This window comes from Nostoc sp. PCC 9305 (assembly GCF_963920915.1).
Taxonomy (GTDB): Bacteria; Cyanobacteriota; Cyanobacteriia; order Cyanobacteriales; family Nostocaceae; genus Nostoc.
Map to the genome: position 1 here is coordinate 47,174 of NZ_CAWUDN010000014.1, position 18,177 is coordinate 65,350.

Genomic DNA, 18,177 nt, shown 5'->3' on the forward strand with positions numbered 1-18,177 from the left:
ATCGCTCTCATCCATAAAACTAAGTAAATTCCTATCTAAGCTAGCCGATTGCAAAATAATCATCATTGATATGCGTTTATCGCATTAATACGGATTTACTATCGCTTCACAGATGCCATTCTAGATGAGGGAATAAAGATGGATAACCCCTGGTAAACACCAGGGGCTTTTTATTTGGCCATCTACGCCTTAAACGTCAACACCGGACTCAATCGCGCCACAACGTCTACCATTTCTGCCTTAACTTGCACATCAATCACAGACTGAATCGGTTTGTAGGCAGCAGGTGCTTCCTCAATTCGGCGTTCTTCACGCAGGGTAATACAGTCTACTCCAGTTAGTCCCAGTTCTGTCTCACTTTGAGATACACCTCTGCGACTGAGGTCGAAGCGAGAACGAATTCTTCCCGCCCCATGTGACGCCGAATTACAAAATGCTGAATTCCCTTTACCCACCATCAGATAAGAATAAGCACCCATTGAACCAGGGATAATCACTGGTTGTCCTGTATTGGCAGGACAACCGCCCTTGCGTGTTACCCATCCTTCGCCTTCTAGTAAGGTAATGTTATAGGGCAAGTCATAAACTAAAGGTGCTTTGACATTTTTGTATACTTCCCGCAAACGCAGATGTAGGAGTGCTACGTCTGTGCAAGTGTTCTGGATACCGCATAATTAATTTCACTAGATGCCTAATTACTAAGTAAACCCCGTTCATTTTGAAACCTGGAGTTTTTAAGGAGAGTGTATTATTCGTTTGTGGCTTCATTTCTGAGCTTTAACCTAATTCCAAAAAACTACGGTTGTCAAGGTAGACATGGTTTATTTGACCAGATTCTTCAAGAAAGCTGTTATTAACCCTCTTCCGTCACTCTGGGGTAAAGCCTTAAATTTTCATTGGCTGAAACGCCGAAAATTCGTTAATTTTCTAAGACTGACGGAAGAGAGTTAAATAAGGGGAACAGGAAAAGTTCTTTCTTTAATCTTTAACGATCGCCCACTATGTACCTGACTTGATATGCTTAGATTTTCTTACAAAAAAAATGACATTAAAAATGGATATTTTATATTTAATAAGTTTTTATTTAATAAGATTGCATCTATTGATAAGCAGACTATGAGCACTTCAATAAATTAATTTTTTGTGATATTTTCAGAGTTGCTATTAATAATTTATCTTTTAGATAATTAAATCGCTACTCGATATTTTTTACTTTTTCCAGAAACTGCATTGGATCATTATACTAAATTTAATTGCTATTGTATTTTAGAATATGCAAAAATCAATGATAAAAGAATGTAATTACTTCAAAGGATATGCTAATGATACTTTAGGTAATTGATTTGTGACTGGTGATGATGTTATTATTAAGGGGTGGGTTGATTTTGGGTTTATTATCTCCAAGAATTAACTTGTAATGTATCATAGACCAGAATTCATCCGTGTTGCAAATTGATTAGACCTCTTGCATAAATTACAAATTAAGAACCCCACCCCACCAAAGCGTAGCTTTGTCACCCCTCCCCGAAAGCGGGAAGGAAATTAAGGAATGGGGTGTTAAGTACTTTTGCAAGATATCTATTGATTAGCAGTGTGAAATGGCTGTGGGTCTGAATATCTAGACTTGATACCAATAAATTGATGAGGTTACAGAGGAGCAAATAACCATGAGCAACTTAACATCTTTACATACCGAAGTTCAAAAAACGAAGAAAAAAAGTTTAGCCGCAGATAAAAAGCCTCGAGCGACAGATGATATTGTGCGTAGTTATCTGCAAGAGATCGGGCGTGTAGATTTGTTGACTCGCGAACAAGAGGTTATTTTTGCCCAACAAGTGCAGCAGATGATGAATTTATTAGCTGCTAAGGAAGAATTGGCTGTGAAATTAAACCATGAACCCACGCTGCAAGAATGGGCAGATCGGGTGGAGTTGAGTGTAGAGGTGCTAGAGCAACAGCTAAATTTAGGGCACCAGTCCAAGCAGAAAATGATTCAGGCTAATCTCCGGTTAGTGGTAGCTGTGGCAAAGAAATACCAGCACCGGAACCTTGAATTTATGGATTTAATTCAAGAAGGTACTTTAGGTTTAGAACGAGGGGTGGATAAATTTGATCCCGCTCTTGGTTACAAGTTTTCTACTTATGCTTACTGGTGGATTCGTCAAGGAATCACACGAGCGATCGCTCAACAAGGACGTACAATTCGTTTACCTATCCACGTCTTTGAAAAACTGAACAAAATTAAACGGGTACAGCGAGAATTATCTCAACAGTTAGGTCGCGTTCCTACTACTGCTGAAATTGCCACTGCCTTATCTTTGACAGCTAGCCAAGTTCGAGAGTGTTTGTACTTAGCTCGTCAACCCTTCTCTCTAGAGGCGAGAGTTGGCGAACAACAAGATACAGAATTGCAAGACATACTGGAGGATGATGGCCCTTCTCCTGAAGATTATGCCGTTGAAGAATCTCTTCACCAAGATTTACAAGACTTATTGGCAAAGCTGTCTCCTCAGCAGCGAGAAATATTAACCCTGCGCTTTGGTCTAACGGATGGGTATGAACTTTCTTTAGCACAGATTGGCGATCGCATGGGTATTAGTCGAGAACGGGTGCGTCAAATAGAACAAAAAGCTCTCAGTCTTCTCCGACGCCAAAAGGAACAAGTACGTAGTTATCTAGCTAGCTAAAGTTATTTTTTCATAATTTAAGGCATTGAAACTCAGGAAGTCACCATAATGGCTGTATAAAATTCAGTCATTCTGGGGGAAAATAAATCTAAATAATCTCTCTCAAAGATTTGATATGAGTACACCAAAGACAGTGCAACAATTGCAGGTAGAATGGGTGACTTCTGAAAACTTTCGGCCTTATGGACAGGTTATTTTTGCAAGTCTTGATGGCAAAACTTACGATGGGGAAGATGCCCAGTTAAACCTGCAAAATGGGATTCCACGATTTTATATTATGCGTTTGGAGAATATAGGGCGAAAGTTCTACAAAATTACTCGCCATGTGCAATGCACTCAATGTCTGGGTTCTTTGGAAGGGAAGGATTGGTTAATTGCAGTTTGTCCTCCTCATAATGATGTGAATGAACCAGCATTAGAAGAGATTGCTGCTTTCCGCATTCCGGGGAATTGTTTTATCAAGCTACATGAGGGTACTTGGCACGCTGGCCCCCATTTTGACCATGAAGCTGTGGATTTTTATAATTTGGAACTAGCTGATACAAATATGGTGGATCATTTCACCCATGATTTTCTCAAGAGTCATCAATTAGAGTTTGAGATGGTTTAGGTAAGATTAGGTTTAATTCTAGATATAGATAAGCCATTTTCCTGAATTAGTTCAAGTATTACGTCAGTTTGGTTATGATGTATGGATGTGTAATGTTAGCCTAGAAATTGTATCCTAGCAGAATGGTTGCGTAGAAGTTTCCACTGCCTTTGAAATTTTTCTTAAACATTCATTTTATGTCTTCTTCCAAGTCTCAATCTTCTGACAAAAGCTTTGTCTACCGCGAATTTGGCAATGACAACTCCGCAGCCACAGAAAGACCGATTCCAGAACTACCCCCACAACAACAAAATCTGAAAGTACAAGCTTCCCGCAAAGGACGCAAAGGCAAAACCGTCACAGTCGTTAGCGGTTTTCAAGCCAAACCCGAAACATTAGCAGATTTGGTGAAGCAGTTGAAAACCCAGTGTGGCACAGGTGGGACACTTAAAGACAACGAAATTGAAATTCAGGGCGAACACAAACAGAAAATTGTCGAGATTTTGACCAAGCTAGGTTACAAAGCCAAAATTAGCGGTGGCTAATCTTGAGTGCGGTTTACCGTATCTTAACCGCAATCTAGATTAAGAGAGGAGATGTTATCTTTGAAAGGTACAAATATGCTTGAATAGTGGTAAATTAGTTTGCCAACAAGCTGTCTTTTCTGAGATTAATAGGAGGTTTAAATGGATTTAGTTCGGATTCTGTGTGCCATTTTCCTACCGCCTTTGGGAGTTTTTTTACAAGTAGGTTTTGGTGTAGACTTTTGGATTAATATACTTTTGACGCTGTTTGGTTACATTCCTGGAATTATTCATGCAATATGGATAATTGCTAAGAAATAATTTTTGTAGAAGTAGGTTAAGTGTACCAATATCTGTGTTACTGATTCTTGTAGAGGCAATTTATGAATTGCCTCTATAAAAAAAGTTTCATGAAATTAACTACTTTGTATTCGTAACTTTAATTAAACAAAAATCTCTAAGAATACTACTTTAATTTTTGAAATATACTAAATACTACCCAAGAAAACCCGATATCTAAATAAAAAAAGTTGTAAAAACAATATTTATCAAGTCTTTAATGTCAGCTTTTGTGTGGCGGTAAGCTAAACTACATCTAGTTTGCATATCTAAAATTTATATAACTCATGTGGGGTGGGCATCTTGCCCGCCGTAATTATGCAATTTAAATGTGGAACAGCTTAAATACCGAATTAAGTCTAATTTTTTAACATGGCATAGAGTCTAAATTCTAGAAGCAAGGGGCAGATGTGCAATTGCCATTGCACAGTTGAAACGTTTAAATCTTTAATTAGGCCAGTGCGTATATCTAGTACCCAGCCATGAACCATAGGCGCTTTTCGCTCATGGAGTACTTGACGCATGATGGAAGTTTGGTAAAGATTTTTCACTTGCGCCACAACATTGATTTCTGCCAAGCGATTCAGACGTTCTTCTCTTGTTGGCAAGGCATCAATTTCTTCTTGTTTCTCTAAATACAGTTCCCGAATCGGATTTACCCAGTTATCAAGAATTCCTATAGTTCTCCCTTCTAAAGCTGCCTTAATTCCTCCGCAATCGTAGTGACCACAAACGATAATGTGTTCCACTTTCAGGTGTAAAATTGCGTACTCTAAAACGGCTAAAAAGTTTATATCCGTTAGAGAAACTTGATTGGCAATATTACGATGTACAAATAACTCTCCTGGTTCAGTACGGGTAAACTTTGTTAATGCCAGACGACTATCAGAACACCCAATGTATAGAAAAGGTGGTGTTTGTCCATTAGATAATTCTTGAAAGTAAGTTGGTTCTAGAGCTAGCTTTTCGGCAACCCAAGCTTGATTATTTCTGAGGAGTTCATCAATGCTGTTGTATTTCATCTTTCATCAAATTCGAGAGAGAATCTCATCAATATTTTATTTTAACTTATATACAGTTTTGTCTAAATCAAGATGAACTTTCTCAGAACTAAAATCTTCTAAAGATGACAATTTTTATCTACAGCATTAATAGTATTTTTGTATAAATTTTTGAAAGCCATAGCGATTCTCGCTTGAGTGAGTTGTAAGAACCTGAATCCCTCCCTGCAAGCAAAGAGGGGACTATGAATGTACCTGATATTATTAGGAAATGCTATAAGTTAGTAGTTATAGAAAAAATAATTATGTATAACTTGAGGACAGTAGCTCAAGAAATTAAGATTTATATTAATTAAAGTCTGAGCATTGAGACTGTCGATTTAAAATCTTCACCTACTATTTCTAGATATTTTTGCAAAGTAGAGAAAGTTTTGTCAGCAGAATCTATGTAAATTCTTTGAAATTACACTCTAAACCGCGCATTTGAGTTAACTAAATGCAGTAGTTTTTTTAACACTGCCACTTGAATAAACAAAGACACTTTCTGATGATGGGAAGCTAACTTAACAAAGATGTCAATTTTGAGGTTGAAATATTTAGGTTATCAACTTCAATCGGGGGCAACAACTTTGCTACCATTATGATGGTTGATTGACCAACGGTGATCGATAGTTACAGAGGAAAACTCGCAAATTTCTTCTAGTCGCTTTTGCTGTACAGCAGCTTTACGGAGAGTAATAATTAGCTGATTCACCTGATGCCGTAAATCTGGGTTATCATTGACCGCTAACATAGTTTGTCTTTCTAAGAGTTGAAGTATAAGTTCGTAGTGAATAGGCGAAGGTAGAGGAATTTGCTCCATGAAGTTAACTTTTGATTTCATATTTGGGATTTTGTATTAGTCACAGTTTGTTTCTTGTTAATAAATTGTTACATAATAAATAACTAGTTGCTTATGGCTTTGATTTGATTAGCAATGAAGATTTGGCAAAGATATTGATGATATTTGATAGCAAAGTGCTGGGTGTATACGCATAGTGTGCCCAATTGCTCAACTATTATGTGCAGTTGCCCTGCGCCTTTTAGGGCAGTTGGGGTGTTTCTTTCAAAAATTCCTCGGTAATATACGAGCGATCGCAGCACCGGGATCTGGTTGTTTTACCAAAGATTCTCCAATGAGTACAGCAGATGCACCTGCTGTCAGCACCAAACTCAAATCTTCTGGGTTGTGTAGTCCTGACTCGCTGACAACAAGGATATTTTTCTCTTGCAATTGTCTACCTCTTGCAGCCAAAAGTTGGCAAGTAGTTTGCAGATCGACAGAGAAATCTTCCAAATTGCGATTATTGATTCCTACCAAGGAGACTCCATCTAAGGCTAACACACGGTCAAGTTCTGCCAAACTATGGACTTCAACCAAGGTTGCCATTTTCAGGTTGTTAGCAATTTTGAGGAAGTATTTCAAATCTTGATCGCTCAGGATAGCTGCAATCAACAAAATAGCATCTGCACCCTGAACTCGCGCCAAGTATATTTGGTAAGCATAAACGACAAACTCTTTACATAGTAAGGGCAAGTCTACCGCAGCGCGAATCTTGGCTAAGTTATCAAAACTACCTTGAAAGAACTTGGTATCTGTGAGTACAGAAAGACAACTAGCACCACCTTGCTGATAAGATTTGGCGATCGCTACTGGGTCAAAATCTTCTCGGAAAACGCCTTTACTGGGAGAAGCTTTTTTGACTTCGGCAATCAATGCTGGCTTTGTCTTCCCTTGGCGCAAAGCGGCAACAAAATCAAGGGTTGGCGGTGCAGTGAGTACCTGCTTAAGCAATTGCTGTAAAGGAACCTTTTCCCGCATTTGGTCATATTCTACTTCTTTCTGCCAGACAATTTCCTCCAAAATGTTGTTTGGCGCTGCATCAGGCACGATAGCCTGATAACGTAATATCGATACATCAATAGCTGGGTTAGGGGAACGACGACGGATTTGCATAATTTGTCATTAGTCATTGGTCATTGTTCATTAGTCATTTGTCATTAGTCATTTGTCCTTGTTTATTAGCAAAGGACAAATGACAGAGGACAAATGACTAAATGGCTCGTTTATAAGCTTCGTCTAGGACTTCGGAAAGTGTCGGGTGGGCGTGAACTAGATGTGCAAGATTGTGGACAGATTGACGGTTGGCGATCGCAGCTGACGCTTCATGAATTAAGTCTGAGGCGTGTAGTCCGAAAATATGGACTCCTAGAACTTCTCCGGTGTCTTTGCGATATATCACCTTGGCAATACCGTCGGCTTCATTTTCTGCCAACGCTTTGGAATTTCCTTTGAAGTAACTCCTACTTGTGGCGATTTCAAATCCTTCGGCTTGTCCCAACTCCTTAGCTGCTGTTTCAGTTAAGCCTACATAGCTGACCTCTGGGTGGGTAAACGCCGCTGCTGGGATGCTGCGATAGTCTACTATTCTTTCCCTCCCAACTATATTTTCTACCGCGATGATGCCTTGAGCAGAAGCCGCATGTGCTAACATCATCTTCCCATTAGCGTCGCCAATTGCCCACAAATGCGGCACGACTTCACCTGCTGATAGCACTGCCATGCGATCGTCTACTGGAATAAAATTCCGTCGATCGAGTTCTACACCCACAGACTCTAAACCAAGATTTTTGGTCGCTGGAATGCGTCCCGTAGCCACCAAGCAGGCATCTACTTCGATGACATCTACATCTTCTTTGGTTTTGAAATCTGCTAACTCAATCACCACAGGTGAACCGGGGATAACTTTTTTGGCGTATATCCCGACTTTCGTTTCAATATCGCGGGGAGTAATTAGCACCCGTTCGGCAAGTTTGGCAATATCGCGGTCAAATCCTGGCATTAACTGATCTAGGGCTTCAATCAAGGTGATTTCACAACCCAAAGCTGAGTAAATATCAGAAAATTCTAAACCGATATAACCACTACCAATAATTGCCACCCAGTCTGGTAACGACTCTAATTTGACACCTTGATCGCTGGTAAAGACAGTTTTACCGTCTACTTCAATCCCTGGAGGCACAAAAGGAATTGAACCAGGGGAAAGAATAATGTCTTTGGCTGTGATGGTTTTTTCACCACCGTCTCCGGTAACAGAGACTTTTTGCGCCCCAGCGATTTTTCCCCAACCGTTGATAATATCGACTTTTAGACGTTTGAGGCTGTTGGTTAAGTCGCCTTGAATTTTCGAGACGAGATCGTTAGCATGATTAGCGATCGCTTGGCGATCGAATTCTACGCTACCAATTTGAATTCCTAGTGACTTGAGGTGGTGGGCATTGCGTAACTCCCGCACGCGTCCAGATGCTGCCAGCAGTGCTTTAGAAGGAATACAGCCCCGATTAACACAGGTTCCTCCCATATCAGCAGCTTCAATAATTGCTGTTTTCAAACCACAACTTACGGCGTGTAAGGCTGCGCCATGTCCGCCTACACCAGCGCCGATAATTACTAAATCGTAATCATATCCTTGACTCACGTTAGTTTCCCCGTCTGCTTCGCCTATTTATTCTCAACTTGACCGACAATCAGCGCAACCCTTTTAACAGTTATCAGTTATCAGTTTTATCGCTGAACTCTAAATCCCTTACCTTACATTACCCTGACTGTTTACTGTTGACTGTTCACTGATTTCAGGTTTGGGTATTGCTAACTAAAATTATGATTCACTCACTTCTGGCGAAAATATGGATATTTTCATTATATGGGTTGGTTTTCCCAGAAAAGCGACAAGAAATTAAGTGAGTATTTGCAGGGTAATGAAGCTGATTCCCAGTTCTGAGCTAGTTAATGAATAGAAATTGCAGTCTCATTCAGAATCTCCACACCTTTCTCCTTTACAGCGCGTTAGCGTAACACTAAGCTGGATTTAGGATTGATCCAGAAGATTTACGCAGGCGATCGCTCGATGTCTATTCCCCAAATTAGTGAATTTACTATCCGCCGTCATGCCAACGCCAAATCTTTCCAGCGGGGCGAGGCATATTATAACGCTGGTGCTGTCAATGCCGTTATCCAACGCGGTCATCTGGTTCAGGCAGAGGTTACAGGCACTCAAGCTAGACCTTATCATGTCAACCTGAATTTCGATAGCAGTGGGTTAACCTCAGTAAAATGCACCTGTGCCTACGACTATGAAGGGTGGTGCAAACACATTGTCGCGACGATGCTCGTTTGTGCGCGTAACTCCGAAAATATTGAGCAGCGCCCTACCTTAGAGGAACTACTAAATCGCCTGAATTATATCGAAACCCAAAGGCTGCTGCAAGAGTTGGTAGCAGAATACCCCCCCCTAATTGAGGCAATTGACCGTCATGTAAGTTGGATGACGAATCCTGCTGACAACCAAACAACCATAAAATCCTTGCGCCGCAGTACTCTCGATCCCGCTCCGTTTCGGCGGCAAGTACGGCAGATTCTCAAGGATACCGTGCGCTACTTTGAGGAGGGATACGAAGAAGACCCGATTGGCGAAGATTTGCTGAGTGTAGTGCAAACTGCGGTAGATTTTAGCGAACGGGGAGAAGGTGAAAATGCGATCGCTATTTTAGAAGCGATTACCTCTACCTGTGCGGAAAATTGGGATGATGTTGCCGAATACGGGGCTGAAAATGATGAAGTTGTCGGGGAATTAAATAATGCTTGGTGTGAAGCAGTTCTGATTGCCGAACTTACTCCAGAAGAAAAAGTTGATATTCAAATAAATTTGGAAGCTTGGCAAGATGAGTGGAATGCTGATTTTGGTCTAGTTATGGAGGCTTTACGCCAAGGTTGGGACTATCCGCCGCTGGTACAAGTTCTCCAAGGCAATATTACTGAAAGGGGAGCTTGGGAAGAAGACGTACCAGATTATGCTGATGATTTGGCATTAATTCGCCTGAAAATTCTCGAACGTCAAGAACGTTATCAAGAATACCTGTATTTAGCAGAAGCGGAAGGGCAAACTCAGCAATATCTGACAATGTTGGGGCGTTTAGGCAGGGTGGAAGAAGCAATTGATGCTGCTCAAACCCAGATGAACTCAATGGAAGAAGCCTTTGCCCTGGCGAAAACACTCAGCGTTCAGGGAGCATTACAGCAAGCATTAGATATAGCCCAGAGTGGATTAAATTTACCAGGTAATTGTCAGTATGAATTGGGAATTTGGACAAGTGATTTAGCTAGTGAGTTGGGTAATAGTGAAGCGGCTTTATTAGCAATCAAGGCAGCTTTTCAAATGAAGCCCTCCTTTGTGGATTACCAAAGGATGGCAGAATTGGCTGGGGAAAACTGGGAGAGTGTCAAAACAGACCTGCTGAGAATTGTCCGTACTTATAGTGGTTGGGGAACAGAATCAGCCAAGGTAGATATATTCTTGCATGAGGGGCTAATTGATGATGCAATTGCGATCGCTAGTGAACTAAGTTCCGATCGTTCAGAGTTAATTCACCGAGTCATGGATGCTGCTATCCCTCATAATCCTGGTTGGGTGATTGCTAATGCTCGTCGCCGTGCTGAAAAGATTATGGATGCAGGTAAAGCCGAATACTATTATTACGCGGTTGAATGGTTGAAAAAGGCGCGTAATGCCTACTTGGCATCTGGAAAGAAAGCTGACTGGTTAAGCTATCGGGAAAACTTGATGCAAACCCACGCTCGTAAACGTAAATTGATGGGAATGTTTCAGCAAAGCGGTATGCAGTGAAGAAGGTAGCAGGTAGGAGGTTGCAATGAGCGGTGTAGGCTTGTCTTTCAGAGACGCACAACAGAAAGACCTACACTGATTGCACCATACTAAATCAGAAATTTGGTAAGTAGGTAGACATAATTAAATATAAAATAAACTCCTAGTTTGTAGTGAGCGATTTATCGCTCAGAGCAAGGATTATCAGGACTAAAGTCCTTACTACAAACAATAAATTTATTTATGCTTAGATACTTATCAGATTTAAACTGCAAAAGAAGCACGGAGATGCTACGCGCATAGCTTGCTCCCACCTAGTGGTACGGGAAGCCTTTGACTACATAAATTTTGCCTACCAAGGATTTCGGGCAACGCATAATTAATTTAATTTCACCAGATATCTCATTAATACTTTTAAATCTGCAATCACCAGATGATTTAGCTTTTAAATTGAGATTTGCTCAAGATATCAACTTTAGCGACAAAAGATGAAGTAAGATTCACATCTGAAGCAGTCCCCGTATAATCCCATAGTTACTGACAAAAAATAGTCCAGTGCGATGATTGATAAATACCCTCAGAATCTTATAGTGTCCTGCTTACCGCTGAGTATGCTTCTATTACTTAGCAGTACATCTTTAAGTCCACTGAAAGCTCAGGCTGTTGATACTACACAATTACCAACTAGTGATTTCACCCTATCACAACAAATTCCACCACCACCACCACCACAGGATATCCAACCACCCACAACACCCTCACCACTTCCCTCACCTGAAGTGCCACAGCCACTCCCCCCACCAGCAGAACTACTTCCACCCTCTGCCCCAACTCCCACACCTGATGCACCACTCCCTGGTAACTTTCCTCAAACTATTGTTGTTGAACGCTTTGAAGTTGTTGGTAGCACAGTTTTCAGTGCCCAAGAATTAGCCCTCGCCACTGCTGAATTTACCAAACGACCGATCTCACTGACTGAAGTGTATCAAGCACGTTCTAAAATCACCGATCTATATGTCAAAAAGGGTTACATTACTTCTGGTGCCTATATTCCACCTCAAACAATCCAATCTGGTGTTCTCAAAATTCAGGTGGTCGAAGGTAAATTAGAAGATATTCAGGTAACTGGGACTCGGCGGCTGAATCCGAATTATGTCCGTAGCCGACTAGCAATCGCGACATCACCACCTCTGAATCGCCAGCGTCTATTAGAAGCCCTGCAACTGCTGCAACTTAATCCTTTGATTCAAAACGTGACTGCTGAACTCTCAGCAGGATCGCGGACGGGTACGAGTCTTTTGGAAATTAAAATCAGTGAGGCAAAAACCTTTAGTGGCCAAATAGTTCTTGATAATGGGCGATCGCCTAGCGTTGGCAGTTTTCGACGTGGGTTACGATTAAATGAAGCCAACTTACTTGGATTGGGGGATGGTCTGAGTGTAGGCTACACCAATACTGATGGTAGCAACTCCTTTGATGCTAGTTACACATTGCCTCTTAATCCCCGCAACGGAACCGTTACCTTGAACTATGGTACTACGTCGAGCAATGTCATTGAGCCTCCTTTCGACTTCCTAGATATCGAATCGTCTTCTCGCTACTACGAACTGACATTCCGCCAGCCAATAATCCAAACTCCTACACAAGAATTCGCTTTAGGGTTAACAGCTTCCCGACGCGAAAGTGATATCTCGTCCTTTTTACAGAGAGAAGGGGTTCCCGCCTCTGAACTTTCACCTGGTGCTGATGATGAGGGACGCACTAGGGTATCGGCGTTGCGATTTTTTCAAGAATGGACGAGTCGTAACAGTCGTGAAGTCATCGCCCTACGCTCTCAATTCAGTTTGGGCATAGATGTGTTGGATGCCACAGTTAATCAAGATGCTCCCGATAGCCGTTTTTTTGCTTGGCAAGGGCAAGCGCAGTGGGCGCGCCTTTTAGCTCCTGAAACTTTATTGTTATTACGTTTAAATACGCAACTAGCATCTACAAAACTTCTACCGATAGAGCAATTTGGCATCGGTGGGCAGGATAGCATTCGCGGCTATCGTCAAGATTACCTGCTGACGGATAATGGCACTTTTGTTTCTGCGGAAGTTCAAGTACCAATTCTGCGCTTACCGCAGATAAATAGCATCTTACAGGTTATCCCCTTTGTGGATTTTGGTGTTGGCTGGAATACTTCTGGTAAAGATAATCCCGACCATAATACTTTAGCTGCTGTTGGTCTGGGGTTGCGTTGGGCACAGGGCGATCGCTTCACCGTTCGTCTTGATTGGGGTATTCCTTTGGTATCTGTTAACTCAAATGAGAGAACATTACAAGAAAACGGTCTGTACTTTAGTTTACTCTATAATCCTTTTTAAGCGCTGTCCATCTCCACTTTAGTAAGAGTTGAGGTGGGGATAGACAGTAGTCAATGATGAAAATATGAAGATTATCTAAGTTTTTATAAAAAAGACCCTGGGTTATGATTCCAGGGTGCATACACGTTTTTCAGGCATTAATTAAGTTGAATAATAACTTTGTAAAATAGTTATTTCTACTATCTATAGAATGATACAAAAGTAGATTTAGTTATTTTAGTCGATAGATACATCTGCCATTGGGAGTATACAAATATTGGAAGAGACAAGTTATCTGGCAGTATTCTAGATTGGATCAACCTTCAAATGCTGCTGTATTAATCCATATAATTTAAGCTAATTTAAGTTTTATTAGGGGCATAAAAACACATCAAAAATTAAATGTAATTTCTTGGAAGATATTCGCAAAATAATTTGTGGTCAAGGAAAATAACTTAAGTGTTTTTAGGTAGTTTCACGGTAAATAAACTACCTTTTCCTAGTTCAGAAGTTACCTGGATAGTTCCTGCGTGCCCTTCTATAATGCGATGGGATAGATGTAGTCCTAAGCCACTACCTGAGCGTTTATTTCTGCCTTGGCGAAATCGCTCGAAAATTGTTGCCCGATCTTCTGGCGCAATCCCATATCCTGTATCTTGTACCTCAATTATTACCGAATCTGGATCTCCTGGATGAGATGATGTTTCATAAATACGGATTGTTATGCCTCCCGTATCTGTAAATTTGATGGCATTTGCAATCAGGTTGTTTAACACTCGCCGTAATTCTAAACGATCGCCCATAATAACAGCAGCGTTTTGACTCAGTGGATCTAATTCACGGGTATTAATTTCCAGAGTCAAGCCTTTTTCATTAGTTAGAGGACTTAGTTCGCTGACTACTTCTTGAGCTATCTCACATAAATCGCATTCCTCCCAATTCAACGTTTTTTTACCCGCCTCGAAGCGATAGACTTCTAAGAGCGTGTTCACCATTTCCATCAAATTTTGGTTACTGCGAATCATTACTGCGATCGCTTGTTTCATTTCCGGCGAAATTTTGCAGAATGTTTCCATTTCAAACAAATTCAACATGCGATCGGCGGCTACTAGAGGAGTTCGCAAGTCATGAGTCAGACGGGAAACAAAGTCTTCCCGTTGGCGGGCCATTTTTTGTTGTTCGTCCAGACTGTGCTTGAGACGTAATAGCGATCGGACTCTTGCCAGTAGTTCATCAGTATCAAATGGTTTACGAATAAAATCATCAGCACCAGCGTCCAAACCTTCGACAACGCTGGATTGATGAAAGGCAGTAATCAACAGAATTGGAATATAAGAAATTGCAGGGTTATTCCGAATCCGACGTGTGACTTCATAGCCATCTATCCCTGGCATCATTACATCTAACAGAACCAGATCGGGTGGAGATTGCTCAATTTTCCGTAAAGCCTTGATTCCATCTGAAGCCAAATCAATTTCATACCCCTCACTCTCTAAAATTGCTTGAACCAAAATGAGATTATCTTGAGTGTCGTCAACTGCTAAGATCCGATAAATTTTATTATTTTCAACTACAGACATGATTTATAAATTTTTATCAGTTTTTTTGGAAGTAATTTTTAAATTTAGGATATTCTATTGGTGCTTACCTGGCTTGAGAAGATGACTGATGAGGATTTTTAGCAGGGCAAAAAAAATCGTCGTTATTGTTATCTAACTGTGAAGCTGGAGCATGGGCTGCTAGAGTCGGTAATGTAATTTGACGTGGCAATTCAATTTTAAACATTGAACCCATCCCCAATTTACTCTCCAGAAATATTTTACCGCCCATCATTCGCACTAGCGAATCTATAATGGCCAAACCCAGACCTGTACCCGGATATTTGCGAGTGATAGTTTGATCGACTTGCCGAAATGCTTCAAAAATATGCTTAAAATCTCTGGGGGCTATGCCTATACCTGTATCTTGAACGATAATTACTACTCGATTTGCAGGGAGTTCCTTAACCGCAACCCAAATTTCACCAGATTCTGTGAATTTAATGGCATTGGAAAGCAGGTTAATCAAAATCTGTTTGACACGAACCGGATCGTTAAATACCAAAGGATTTTGCAAATCGGTTTGTACTAACAATGAAAGATTTTTAGCATCAGCGAGGGAACGCATTTCACTGACAACAAGATTGATTACCTTTGATATATCAAATCTTTCTGCCTTTAAATCTAATCCTCCTCCCTCCAGCTTGGAAAAGTCGAGAACTTCATTGAGTAGCATTAGTAAATGCTTCCCATTATTCAAAATGCGCTCAACCATATCTGCTTGCTGGTGCGTTAGCTGACCGAATTTAGGACGCAGCAGTATTTGCGAAAAACCAATAATCGCATTCATCGGCGTTCTAAGTTCGTGAGATATAGTTGCCAAAAAAAGTGATTTTAGACGTGATGCCTCCAATAGCTTGAAGTTTTGCATTTGAATCTGTTGTTGTTGTCTCTCCAATTCTTGGTTCTGACAAATGAGTTGTTCATGAGTTTCTCTGAGTTGCTGATTTGCCAAATCTACCTGCATTTCCGCCCGATAAATCCGAATCACATTCCGCAAAACCTGCGACAAAGTTTCTGGAGATATTCTAGACTTAGAGAGATAGTCTGTAGCACCAGCTTTCAATAATTGGAGAGTAATTTGTTCATCTCCTTGACCAGTTAGGACTACTAAAGGAACTTTAATTTCTGAAGAACGTAGCTGTTGAATCAAAGTTAGTGCATCCCGATCTGGCAAGGAGTAGTCTAGGAAAACACAATCGTAAGCAGTAATGCTTAAGACAGAGAACGCATCATTACCATTGCCTACTTCAGACAGTTGCATCTGAACACCTGCTGTAGTCAGAGCAGAACAGATTGCTAGCCGATCTACTTCGTCATCGTCTACAACCAAAATTTTCAGCGTCTCTTCCATCGGTTTTTATTTTCGCCGCCAAACATAGGTTGATGTATAACATTTCTCTTTTTCAGATTATCCAACTAAAGAATATAAGATTTTCGGATATCTAAAACCTGTAATTTGATTAATTAAGATATTTTGCATAAGATCCACTTTAATACCTGCTTGACATTCATCACATCAACTTCGTTATCCTCCATTAGTAGTATGTCGATCGCTCTTTCGGGTCTTTCCTTGGGTTGAATGGAGTCTGTTGTATCTTCAATCTGGTTAATTTACCAGATGGTAACTAAACTCCTAGCAAATGACCAATGTCCTACAAAAAATTAGTAATTAACAAGCAGACACCGCTGATATAAAGTAAAATAAAATACTTTACCAAGGTTAAAACAATTGTAGATGAGTGAGCAAGCCACCGTCCTCAGTCATTGGTGAGAGTTACATCTCATTATCGTGTACCATAAGCTTGAACAGTTTTATCTATCAGGTTAGTTAGACCAGGTAAATAAAAAAGTAATATCTACAGCTATTTTTGAATCTGAAGTAATCCTAGCTCCTAAAATTTCGACAATTTTCTTAGCGATCGCCACATCTGTATTAGTATTTTCCCGGTTATATCGAACTTATAGATGTTCGCAAAATTACCAAAACTTAATACCGAAGCAAGGTTCCCGACAAAAGGCAAAAATCCAAAACCTATAAAGGGGAAAGGTTAGCACAGAAGGCTGCTATTATATCCTGTGAAAAGTCAGATGAACAAGTTAGTCACCAAGAATTACGAATTACTTTGCTGTTGGTGATTCCACCAAATTTTAACGCTGCCTGATTCCCTTCTATGAGGATTTCTATTGGCTCTATCAATCGGATGAATCCAAAGGTTTGATTAAAAATCGCTCGCAACCATCGTTCACTTTCTCGTAAAGCAACTTTCACCCGCTGTAATTTTTTCATTTTCGTAAGCTTTTTTTAAAGTTTGATCCAAAATAATCCTAATTAACCAATGGAACATGGCAACTCGAAGCTGAACGATCGGCAAAGAGGAGCAATTTAGCATTCGTTTCAATATTTCATACTTTTTGTGTAAGTATCTATATATCTCCAGCTAGATTTGTCCTCTATCTAAATATAAAATTTTTGAGTATTTGTTATTTCTATCGGTGGATGCAGACAGGGTGAAATATCATCTATCTTGAGTTTGGGAAAATAATAGATAGTAGTTACAAAAGGCAAGACTTTGAAAGATGCAAACAGCGCAAGAGTGAGTGTAGCGATGAATGAAATTAGTATTATTTTAATTGAAGATCATGACTTAACGCGAATGGGGCTACGAGCAGCATTACAGTCTCATAGTGCATTGAAAGTAATTGGGGAAGCGGCAAATGCTACCCAAGGATTAAAACTTTTAGAAACGGCAAAGCCAGATGTAGCGGTAGTAGATATCGGCTTGCCTGATATGGATGGCATCGAACTCACTCGCAAATTCAAACGCTCCCAGGCTGAAAATGGGCAATCTACTACAAAGATTCTCATCTTGACAATGGATCATACAGAGGATGCTGTACTTGCAGCCTTCGCAGCTGGCGCTGATTCTTATTATATGAAAGAAACCAGCATCAGTAAATTAACTGAGGCAATTCAAGCAACTCACGGCGGTAACTCTTGGATCGATCCGGCAATTGCCAACGTGGTATTGCGGAAGATGCGCCAAGGTATTCCTGGAGAAAGTCAAGGTTCTGACAAGCCGAAGACTGTAAAAATTGAGGCGTTGGCATCAGAATACGAGCAAGTTTTGGAAACATACCCTCTGACTCAACGGGAACTGGAAATCCTAGAGTTGATTGTAGCTGGATGTAGCAATGGGCAAATTGCCGAGAAACTCTACATTACAGTTGGTACTGTAAAAACCCATGTTCGTAATATTCTAAATAAACTATGTGCTGATGACCGTACCCAAGCTGCTGTGAGGGCCTTACGTTCGGGCTTGGTGGCGTGAGGGATTAGGGACAAGGGAGATGAGGGGACAAGGGGACAAGGAGAATAACCTGCCATAATG

General features: G+C 40.6%; 15 protein-coding genes. 7 read left to right on the forward strand and 8 right to left on the reverse strand.

Annotated features, from left to right (window positions below; translation table 11 throughout):
- Window positions 1-182: 182 nt before the first annotated feature.
- A complete protein-coding gene (locus ACM0OX_RS07765) occupies window positions 183-623 on the reverse strand; it encodes an RtcB family protein (RefSeq protein WP_414514376.1) in 441 nt (146 codons plus the stop codon).
- 1,044 nt (window positions 624-1,667) lie between these two features.
- Here ACM0OX_RS07765 and ACM0OX_RS07770 point away from each other — a divergent pair.
- The 4 genes from ACM0OX_RS07770 (at window position 1,668) to ACM0OX_RS07785 (ending at window position 4,121) form a co-directional block, all read left to right on the forward strand.
- Window positions 1,668-2,687 carry an RpoD/SigA family RNA polymerase sigma factor gene (locus ACM0OX_RS07770; protein ID WP_257235816.1) on the forward strand — a complete coding sequence of 340 codons (1,020 nt, stop codon included), beginning with the start codon at window positions 1,668-1,670 and terminating at the stop codon, window positions 2,685-2,687.
- A 115-nt stretch (window positions 2,688-2,802) separates the two neighbouring features.
- Window positions 2,803-3,297, forward strand: a complete 495-nt coding sequence (locus ACM0OX_RS07775) for an ureidoglycolate lyase (protein WP_414514377.1) — start codon at window positions 2,803-2,805, stop codon at window positions 3,295-3,297.
- A 176-nt stretch (window positions 3,298-3,473) separates the two neighbouring features.
- Window positions 3,474-3,821 carry a translation initiation factor gene (locus ACM0OX_RS07780; RefSeq protein ID WP_322735908.1) on the forward strand — a complete coding sequence of 116 codons (348 nt, stop codon included), beginning with the start codon at window positions 3,474-3,476 and terminating at the stop codon, window positions 3,819-3,821.
- A gap of 141 nt (window positions 3,822-3,962) precedes the next feature.
- Window positions 3,963-4,121 carry a YqaE/Pmp3 family membrane protein gene (locus ACM0OX_RS07785; RefSeq protein ID WP_289794807.1) on the forward strand — a complete coding sequence of 53 codons (159 nt, stop codon included), beginning with the start codon at window positions 3,963-3,965 and terminating at the stop codon, window positions 4,119-4,121.
- Window positions 4,122-4,498: 377 nt separating this feature from the next.
- Here the strand turns inward: ACM0OX_RS07785 and ACM0OX_RS07790 are convergent, their stop codons facing one another.
- The 4 genes from ACM0OX_RS07790 to lpdA all read right to left on the reverse strand — a co-directional run bounded on the left by ACM0OX_RS07790 (window position 4,499) and on the right by lpdA (window position 8,658).
- Window positions 4,499-5,161 carry a carbonic anhydrase gene (locus ACM0OX_RS07790; protein WP_414514378.1) on the reverse strand — a complete coding sequence of 221 codons (663 nt, stop codon included), beginning with the start codon at window positions 5,159-5,161 and terminating at the stop codon, window positions 4,499-4,501.
- A 589-nt stretch (window positions 5,162-5,750) separates the two neighbouring features.
- Window positions 5,751-6,002: a DUF5340 domain-containing protein gene (locus ACM0OX_RS07795; protein ID WP_104907996.1), complete on the reverse strand. Its 252-nt coding sequence runs from the start codon at window positions 6,000-6,002 to the stop codon at window positions 5,751-5,753.
- Window positions 6,003-6,245: 243 nt separating this feature from the next.
- Window positions 6,246-7,136 carry an indole-3-glycerol phosphate synthase TrpC gene (gene trpC / locus ACM0OX_RS07800; RefSeq protein WP_414514379.1) on the reverse strand — a complete coding sequence of 297 codons (891 nt, stop codon included), beginning with the start codon at window positions 7,134-7,136 and terminating at the stop codon, window positions 6,246-6,248.
- A gap of 97 nt (window positions 7,137-7,233) precedes the next feature.
- Window positions 7,234-8,658 (reverse strand): dihydrolipoyl dehydrogenase, encoded by a 1,425-nt coding sequence (gene lpdA / locus ACM0OX_RS07805; RefSeq protein ID WP_414514380.1) that lies wholly within the window; start codon window positions 8,656-8,658, stop codon window positions 7,234-7,236.
- A 429-nt stretch (window positions 8,659-9,087) separates the two neighbouring features.
- On the opposite strand from lpdA, the gene ACM0OX_RS07810 reads away from it, so the two are divergent.
- Window positions 9,088-10,863 (forward strand): SWIM zinc finger family protein, encoded by a 1,776-nt coding sequence (locus ACM0OX_RS07810; protein WP_414514406.1) that lies wholly within the window; start codon window positions 9,088-9,090, stop codon window positions 10,861-10,863.
- Window positions 10,864-11,453: 590 nt separating this feature from the next.
- Window positions 11,454-13,208, forward strand: a complete 1,755-nt coding sequence (locus tag ACM0OX_RS07815; protein WP_414514381.1) for a ShlB/FhaC/HecB family hemolysin secretion/activation protein — start codon at window positions 11,454-11,456, stop codon at window positions 13,206-13,208.
- 434 nt (window positions 13,209-13,642) lie between these two features.
- Here ACM0OX_RS07815 and ACM0OX_RS07820 read toward each other — a convergent pair whose 3' ends face one another.
- The 3 genes from ACM0OX_RS07820 to ACM0OX_RS07830 all read right to left on the reverse strand — a co-directional run bounded on the left by ACM0OX_RS07820 (window position 13,643) and on the right by ACM0OX_RS07830 (window position 17,075).
- On the reverse strand, window positions 13,643-14,767 hold the full coding sequence (locus ACM0OX_RS07820) for a response regulator (RefSeq protein ID WP_414514382.1): 1,125 nt from the start codon (window positions 14,765-14,767) through the stop codon (window positions 13,643-13,645).
- A 64-nt stretch (window positions 14,768-14,831) separates the two neighbouring features.
- Window positions 14,832-16,139, reverse strand: coding sequence for an ATP-binding protein (locus tag ACM0OX_RS07825; protein ID WP_414514383.1), 1,308 nt, complete (start codon window positions 16,137-16,139; stop codon window positions 14,832-14,834).
- Window positions 16,140-16,889: 750 nt separating this feature from the next.
- Window positions 16,890-17,075, reverse strand: coding sequence for a hypothetical protein (locus tag ACM0OX_RS07830; protein WP_414514384.1), 186 nt, complete (start codon window positions 17,073-17,075; stop codon window positions 16,890-16,892).
- Window positions 17,076-17,394: 319 nt separating this feature from the next.
- Between ACM0OX_RS07830 and ACM0OX_RS07835 the strand changes: the two genes are divergently transcribed.
- Window positions 17,395-18,117, forward strand: coding sequence for a response regulator transcription factor (locus tag ACM0OX_RS07835; protein ID WP_289794814.1), 723 nt, complete (start codon window positions 17,395-17,397; stop codon window positions 18,115-18,117).
- Window positions 18,118-18,177: the final 60 nt, after the last annotated feature.

Coding starts and splice junctions, on each gene's coding strand:
- ACM0OX_RS07830 (WP_414514384.1), bottom strand. CDS start 17,075: ATGAAAAAATTACAGCGGGTGAAAGTTGCTTTACGAGAAAGTGAACGA.
- ACM0OX_RS07820 (WP_414514382.1), bottom strand. CDS start 14,767: ATGTCTGTAGTTGAAAATAATAAAATTTATCGGATCTTAGCAGTTGAC.
- ACM0OX_RS07835 (WP_289794814.1), top strand. CDS start 17,395: ATGAATGAAATTAGTATTATTTTAATTGAAGATCATGACTTAACGCGA.
- ACM0OX_RS07775 (WP_414514377.1), top strand. CDS start 2,803: ATGAGTACACCAAAGACAGTGCAACAATTGCAGGTAGAATGGGTGACT.
- ACM0OX_RS07780 (WP_322735908.1), top strand. CDS start 3,474: ATGTCTTCTTCCAAGTCTCAATCTTCTGACAAAAGCTTTGTCTACCGC.
- trpC (WP_414514379.1), bottom strand. CDS start 7,136: ATGCAAATCCGTCGTCGTTCCCCTAACCCAGCTATTGATGTATCGATA.
- ACM0OX_RS07825 (WP_414514383.1), bottom strand. CDS start 16,139: ATGGAAGAGACGCTGAAAATTTTGGTTGTAGACGATGACGAAGTAGAT.
- ACM0OX_RS07795 (WP_104907996.1), bottom strand. CDS start 6,002: ATGGAGCAAATTCCTCTACCTTCGCCTATTCACTACGAACTTATACTT.
- ACM0OX_RS07785 (WP_289794807.1), top strand. CDS start 3,963: ATGGATTTAGTTCGGATTCTGTGTGCCATTTTCCTACCGCCTTTGGGA.
- ACM0OX_RS07810 (WP_414514406.1), top strand. CDS start 9,088: ATGTCTATTCCCCAAATTAGTGAATTTACTATCCGCCGTCATGCCAAC.
- ACM0OX_RS07790 (WP_414514378.1), bottom strand. CDS start 5,161: ATGAAATACAACAGCATTGATGAACTCCTCAGAAATAATCAAGCTTGG.
- ACM0OX_RS07815 (WP_414514381.1), top strand. CDS start 11,454: ATGCTTCTATTACTTAGCAGTACATCTTTAAGTCCACTGAAAGCTCAG.
- ACM0OX_RS07770 (WP_257235816.1), top strand. CDS start 1,668: ATGAGCAACTTAACATCTTTACATACCGAAGTTCAAAAAACGAAGAAA.